The organism is Streptomyces sp. SID3343, assembly GCF_009865215.1.
GTDB lineage: Bacteria > Actinomycetota > Actinomycetes > Streptomycetales > Streptomycetaceae > Embleya.
The window spans coordinates 1-6,147 of sequence record NZ_WWJX01001471.1 but is presented as its reverse complement, the minus strand read 5'-3'; the positions used below and the strand labels follow the sequence as shown (position 1 = coordinate 6,147).

At 72.5% G+C, this 6,147-nt stretch carries 7 protein-coding genes and 1 pseudogene; 3 read left to right on the top strand and 5 right to left on the bottom strand.

Features of this window, described 5'->3' with window-relative positions:
• From GT354_RS46805 to GT354_RS46795, 3 genes are all read left to right on the top strand, one after another.
• Positions 1–240 (top strand): Asp23/Gls24 family envelope stress response protein (locus GT354_RS46805; RefSeq protein ID WP_161363775.1); only part of this gene is annotated, 240 nt, incomplete at its 5' end.
• Complete coding sequence (locus GT354_RS46800) at positions 237–863, top strand: DUF6286 domain-containing protein (RefSeq protein ID WP_161363773.1); 627 nt, start codon at positions 237–239, stop codon at positions 861–863. The genes GT354_RS46805 and GT354_RS46800, both read left to right, overlap by 4 nt.
• A gap of 7 nt (positions 864–870) precedes the next feature.
• Positions 871–1,503, top strand: a complete 633-nt coding sequence (locus GT354_RS46795) for a hypothetical protein (protein ID WP_161363770.1) — start codon at positions 871–873, stop codon at positions 1,501–1,503.
• Positions 1,504–1,646: 143 nt separating this feature from the next.
• On the opposite strand, the gene GT354_RS46790 is transcribed toward GT354_RS46795, so the two are convergent.
• The 5 genes and pseudogenes from GT354_RS46790 to GT354_RS46770 form a co-directional block, all read right to left on the bottom strand.
• Positions 1,647–2,408 carry an SDR family oxidoreductase gene (locus GT354_RS46790; protein WP_161363767.1) on the bottom strand — a complete coding sequence of 254 codons (762 nt, stop codon included), beginning with the start codon at positions 2,406–2,408 and terminating at the stop codon, positions 1,647–1,649.
• 235 nt (positions 2,409–2,643) lie between these two features.
• Entirely contained in the window at positions 2,644–3,384 is a 741-nt protein-coding gene (locus tag GT354_RS46785) for a hypothetical protein (RefSeq protein ID WP_161363765.1), read from the bottom strand.
• A 189-nt stretch (positions 3,385–3,573) separates the two neighbouring features.
• Positions 3,574–4,845, bottom strand: a complete 1,272-nt coding sequence (locus GT354_RS46780) for a hypothetical protein (protein WP_161363763.1) — start codon at positions 4,843–4,845, stop codon at positions 3,574–3,576.
• 99 nt (positions 4,846–4,944) lie between these two features.
• A complete protein-coding gene (locus tag GT354_RS46775) occupies positions 4,945–5,460 on the bottom strand; it encodes a SigE family RNA polymerase sigma factor (protein WP_161363761.1) in 516 nt (171 codons plus the stop codon).
• A gap of 142 nt (positions 5,461–5,602) precedes the next feature.
• Positions 5,603–6,147, bottom strand: a pseudogene (locus GT354_RS46770) (serine/threonine protein kinase); the annotation flags it as partial.

Sequence of the window (6,147 nt, the reverse complement as noted above, 5' to 3'; positions counted from 1 at the left end):
GCCGCCCCGGACACCGTCCTGCGCGCACCGCGGGCGGGCGCGACGATGCACCACGACTACGCGACGGTCGAACTCGACGTGGACGTGCCCTATCCCGGGCGCGTGGTCGCCATCTCGCGGTCGATCCGGCAGCGGGTTCGCGCCGACGTGGAGTATCTGACCGGCATGCCGGTCGCCCGCGTGGACGTGACGGTCGGCCGGTTGACCCGAGGGGGGCACGGCAAGAGGAGAGTGGAGTGAGTCTTCAGGCTTCTCCCGAGGCGGCCGAAGGCGGCTCGTCGGCGAACGAACCGGCGGGCGAGCCCGACGCGTGGGGCGACGGCGCGAAGGTCCGTCGGGCGTGGTCGCCGCGCGGGCTGCCGTCGGGCCTGGTGGCGTTGATCGCCGCGGGCGTCGCGGGCACCGCGTTGTTCATCGGGATCATGGCCAAGGTAGACCGCGCGCCGCGCTGGTCCCGCGACCTGCTGGAACGGGCCGAGACACACGAGTGGCGCGACAGCGCGGTGATCGCGACGGGCCTGATCGCCGCGGTCGTGGGGCTGTGGCTCGTCGTGCTCGCGCTCACCCCCGGCCGACGCACCCTGCTTCGACTGCGTTCGCCCGGTGATCGGATGACCGTATACATGACCCGACGTACTGCCGCCTCGTTCCTGCGGCACACCGCGCTCGCGTCCTCGGGCGTCCTCGACGCCCGAGTGCGGATGGGCCGCCGCAAGGCGGTTCTGCGGGTGGACTACCACTTCCGCGACCCCGACGAATTGCACGACGAGCTGACCGAGCGACTGGAGGAACGCGCGAGGGCGCTCACGCTCGCGCGTGTGCCACGCGTGGACCTGCGCCTGCAACCGGTCAGCGGGAGGTGAGGCGGCCATGCGTACGGTCAGCAACCGGATCCTGTTGTTCGTCGTCGGTCTCGCTCTGATCGGTGCCGGTCTCGCGGTCGCCGCGCGCGGCCGGGGCTGGTATCCGGATCGGCTGCGGACGGCCGACAAGCCCTTCATCACGAGCAGTCAGGCCGAGCGGCTCAGCCATCACGAATGGTGGTGGTGGGCCGCCTTCGGCGCGCCGAGCCTGCTGCTCGTGCTCGCACTGTGGTGGCTGTTGCCGCAGTTCGGCCGCCGCCCGGTGCGCTCGCTGCGGGTCGAGGACCACACGGAGCACGCGGGCGAGGGCCCCTCGGGGCTGGGTACCGGCCACGGGATGGTCGGCGACGACGCGGACACCCTGACGGTGTCGGGCAACGCGTTGGCCGACGCGATCGAGGACGACCTGTCGGAGGTGGGCGGCGTCGAGCACGTGTCGACGCATCTGGTCCGCCACCGCAAGGGGCCCACGCTTCGGGTCCTGATCCGGGCCGAACCCGGTTGCGAGCCGCGCACGTTGCTCACGGCCGTGCGCGAGCGGGTACTGCCCAACGCGCGCGAGTCGGTGGGACTGACGGAACTGCCGTCGGTGCTGACGCTGCGCACGAGCCGCGGCTTGCCGAAGCGGCATCTGGACTGAGTACGGGCCCGAACTCGGGCCGGTGGGCAACAGCCGCCGGCCGGTGGGAACGCCGGCCGAACACGAACGATCTTGGAGTCGAAGGCCGTCGGGGCGGGTCCCCGGGCCGCGGCTCCGAGATCGTTGGTGTTTCGGGTCGGCCGTTACAGCGTGCGGAGCAGGCCGCCGTCGACGGGGAGCATGACGCCCGTGACGTAGGACGCCGCGGGGGAGAGGGTGAAGGCGGCCACCCGGCCGAACTCCTCCGGGGTGCCGTAGCGGCCCAACGGGACGGTCGCCACCTGGCGGGCGCGGGTCCTCTCGGGGTCGTCGCTCGCGGTGTCGAGTTCGCGGACGCGGTCGGTGTCGATCCGGCCGGGGAGCAGGCCGAAGACGCGGATGCCGCGCGGGCCCAGTTCGTCGGCGAGGGTCTTGGCGACCATGGCCAGGCCGGGGCGCAGGCCGTTGGACACGCCCAGCCCCGGGATCGGTTGGCGCACCGACGACGACAGCACGAAGCCGATCGAGCCGCCCGCGACCAAGGCTCCCGCGGTCGCGCGCGCGAGCCGTACCGCGCCGAGGAACACCGATTCGAACGCGTCCCGCCACTGGTCGTCCTCGATCGAGGTGATCCCGCCGGGGGGCGGGCCGCCGACGCTCACCAGCGCGCCGTCCAGGCGCTCGAAGCGAGCCAGGGCCGCGGCGACGAGCCGTTCGGCGGTCGCGCCGTCGCCGTTGTCGGCCGCGATTCCCAAAGCGTGTTCGGGGCCGCCCAGCGCCTCGGCGGCCTCCGCCGCGCGCTTTTCGTCGCGCCCGGAGACCACCACTTTGGCCCCGTCGTCGACGAGGGCACGGGCGGTGGCGAAGCCGAGGCCGCGGGTGCCGCCGGTCACGAGATACACGCGATCGCGAAGTCCTAGATCCATGGGGCCATCCTGCCGGGTCCGAGCCGGGTGAGGGGGGAAGCGGCGGGTGCCGGGGCGGGTCGGGGCGGTCGAGTCGGTCGGGATTGCCGAGTCGGCCGGGTTCGGGCGGCTTCGGGCCGGTGGGTTCGGGCCGGCGGGTTCGACCGAGCGGCTTCGATGATCGGTCGGTGAGCCCGTCGGTGTGCCGGTCGGTGGACGACGCGTGTCGGTCGGTGGACGGCGTACGACGGAAGCCTCACCCCTCCGGGGCGGGTTGGCGGTTCCGGCCCGATGCGTCGTGGCGTAGCGGGGTTCGTGCCTCGCCCAGGTCCGCGAGCCACGGGGCGCCTGCGTCGTCGCCTACATGGCCCAGTGCCCAGGCCGGGTTCTGGCACATCGCGGTCTGCACGACCTGGGTGCCGGGCAACGTGACCGGCCAGCACAGCAGATGCCCCGCCAACCACCAGAATTTGGACACCACCGCGACCGACAGGTCGTCCTCGCCGGGCGGCCGGTCGCGGTACTCGTGCCGGTACCACGTGCGGACCACCGTGCCCCAGGTCTGCTCCGCGATCGCGGTGCCGTCGCGGTCGCGCAGCGGGCCGCCGTGGAACTGCACGTCGCGGGCGATCCGGTGTACGACACGCAGGCCGAGTGCGCGCCGAACCGGCGTGAGCGCGATCGTCACGCCGCCGCACACCGACCACGTCACGATCGACGGCCACAGGCCGAACACCAGGAACAACACCGCCCCCACGCAGCCGAGCGGCAGCCCCACCGCTCGCGCCGCGACCGGTTCGGCATAGACCTTGAGCGGCGTGATCGGCACGCGGAACACGGTGTCCGTGCCGACCGGGTAGCGCGATTCGTCGAAGCCGAGCGCCCTCGCCCGGCGATAGGTCCTGGTCTGGAACCACGGCAGGGCCAGCGAGAACAGTGCACCGGCAACGCCGAGTACGAACCAGGGCAGTGATACCTCCGGCGTCTCCATCGCCACGTCACCCCCTCCGCGCGTCGATGACTCCACGGTCGCCCATGGGTGGGCTCCTGCGGAAGAGCGCGGGGAAACAAGTGGCAGAAAATGCCCGCTCCCGGCCGAAGTCGGGAGCGGAGCGGACGAACGAGGCGTTTGGTGGGCCCGGCACGACCGACCGGCCGACCGGCCGGCCGTCACCGCCCCGGTCGGTCAGCCGTGCCAGCGTGGGTGGGCCGCGAGCGCACCGAGTTGTTCGCGCGTCAACAGTGGACTGGGGCGAAGGAGGTTCTCCCGCGAGTTCGTCTCGGTGACCACGACCCGCAGGCCGTTGGGGTGGTAGGCGGTGACCTCCCAGACCTGCGCGCCGGTCGTGATGTGTTGGGCGTCCTTGGCGGTGGTGCTCACCAGGCGGGTGCCGTCCGGCAGCTCGGTGGCTTCGCACATACCGTGATCGGCTATTTCGCCGCAGGTGCGGTAGGAGCCGCCCGAGTTCGCCAGCAGGTGCACGGCGACGTCGGAACTTCCCTTGGGGTCCACGATGGTGAACACCGCGTGCTCGTTGTCGCCGGAGGTCACCGCCACGTTCACTTCCTTCGGCAGCATCGAGGGCACGAGCGACAGCAGCCGGTCGCGAGTCGACGGCTGTTTGGCGAGGACGGCCTCCCAGACCGGGTTTTGGGCCACGTCGATCAATCGCTCCTTCGTCAGGAGCGGTTCGCCGGAGCCGGAGGTGGTGGGCACCGGCTCGTCTCCGCTCGTGACAGAGACCTGTCCGCCGTCGGTTCGGGTGAACACGGCCGTGACCCGATCGGTCGTCCTCGGTTGGGGAGGCGGCGCCGATTTCTCCACCCACAGCGCCAGCCGCGAACCGTCCGGGAACGTGGTGAGCCGGCAGTTTTCCGCGGTGACGCCGGTGCCGACCACGCAGGTCGACCGGCTTACCTTGGCCTCGTCCGAGCCGGCAACGGGACGGGAGATCTCCACCTGCACCTTCGTGGTCCGTCCGTCGGTTCCGTACGATCCGGACACCACGGCCTTGGGGCGGGTCAGCGGCGGGTTCGAGACATCGAAGGTCCCGGACCCGTTCGTCAGCGCGCCGGCGCCGAGGGCCTTGTCCAGGAGCGGCACCAGATCGATCCGTTCGGGCGACGCCGACGCCGACCCCGACGGCGCCGACGACGGCGTCGCGTCGGTCGGCGACGGGCTCGCGGTCGGCGGGTGGTCTCGCCGGGTCTGCTCGTTCGCCGGGTTGGACTGTGCCGACGACCCGTGGAACGGGCCGAGCCGTGCGCTCACCGCGGTTACGCCGGACACCGCCAGGACCGCCGCGACCGCCGCGCCGCCGAGCACTCGGGCCCGGCGCTGTTGCCGCCCGCGCGCGATGCCGCGCCGGATGAGGTCGGGACTGGGGCCGGGATACCCCTCCACGGCCGAACGCAGCGCTCCGGGCAGAGCATGCTCGAAGTCGTCGTCGGTGGGCACGAGCCGATCACCGGTTCCTTCCGGTCGAACGCGAACAACATGTGTGGCGCGGGCCGGCCGAGCGGTCCGGGCCCGGGCCCGGGCGGTGTGCGAGCCGCGTCATCGGTGTGCCAGATCGGGCAGTTGGTCGCCCAGAACCGCGCGCAGTCGCGCCAGCGCCCGCATCGACCGCGACCGGACCACCCCCGGCGTCACGCGCAGCACCGAGGCGGCCTCCTCGACCGAGCGGTCCTCCCAGTACCGCAGCACCAACACCGCGCGATCGGCCGGCGGGAGCCGGGAGAGGCCGTCGAGCAGGGTCAGCCGCAACTCGACGTCGCCGCTCGGGTGCGCGGGGGCGTCCGGCATGGTGTCGCTGGGCCGCTCGGTCGAGCGGCGGGGCCGTCGGTTGGACAGGAAGGTACGCACGAGCGTGGTGTGCGCGTACGCGACGGGCGCGTCCATCACGCGGATGCGCCACCACGAGCGGTAGAGCTTGCCGAGCGTCTCCTGGACGACGTCCTCCGCCAGGTGCCAATCCCCGGTGAGCAGGCAGGCCGTGCGCAGCAGTTGCGGGCTGCGGGCCTGGGCGAACTCCTCGAAGTCCACGCCCTTGGTACCGGTGGCACCCGACATGCTTCCTCCGCGCCTCGACGTCACGGCAAGAACGCCGCGACGCACCGGACGCGTTACACCCGAAAGCCGGTGATTCGTGTGATCCACGACGCACGCGTCGGCGCCGCCGGGCAGCGCCCCGTACGCGTACGGCCCCGGCGTCTCAGCGATGCCGGAAACCGGTCGATCCGTGGATCCGCTGCACATGCTGTCGCAGCGTGGCGACCCTGGGGTGCTGCGGGCCGAGCCGGTGCTCCTCCTCGGTGAGCAGCGGTACGAGCACGCTTTCCGCCTGGTACGGATCACCGAGCGCGGCGAGCAGCAGACCGATCCGCTCTCGCAGGTCGAAGCCTCGGTACACGTCGCCGTCGGGCGCGCGCCGGTGCAGGTCGAGCAGACGCCGGTACTCGCCGAGCGCGGCCGGCAGGTCGCCCAACTCCTCCAGGCACGCGGCCACCTGGCGGCCGTACTCCATCGCCTCGGGATCGGTGGGACCGCCGTCCGCCGCGAAGATGCCGGCGAGATACTGCAACTCCGGCAGCGCGCGGCGGAACTGACGGTCGGCCAGCAACGTGTCCGCGAGCGCCTGGCGCAGCCCGAGGACGAGCGCGTCACGCTCGCCCCGACGCGCGATGGCGACCGGCAGCGCGGCGCCGAGCACGTCCACGGCCTGGGTGAGCGCCCCCTCGCCGAGCAGCCGATTGGCCT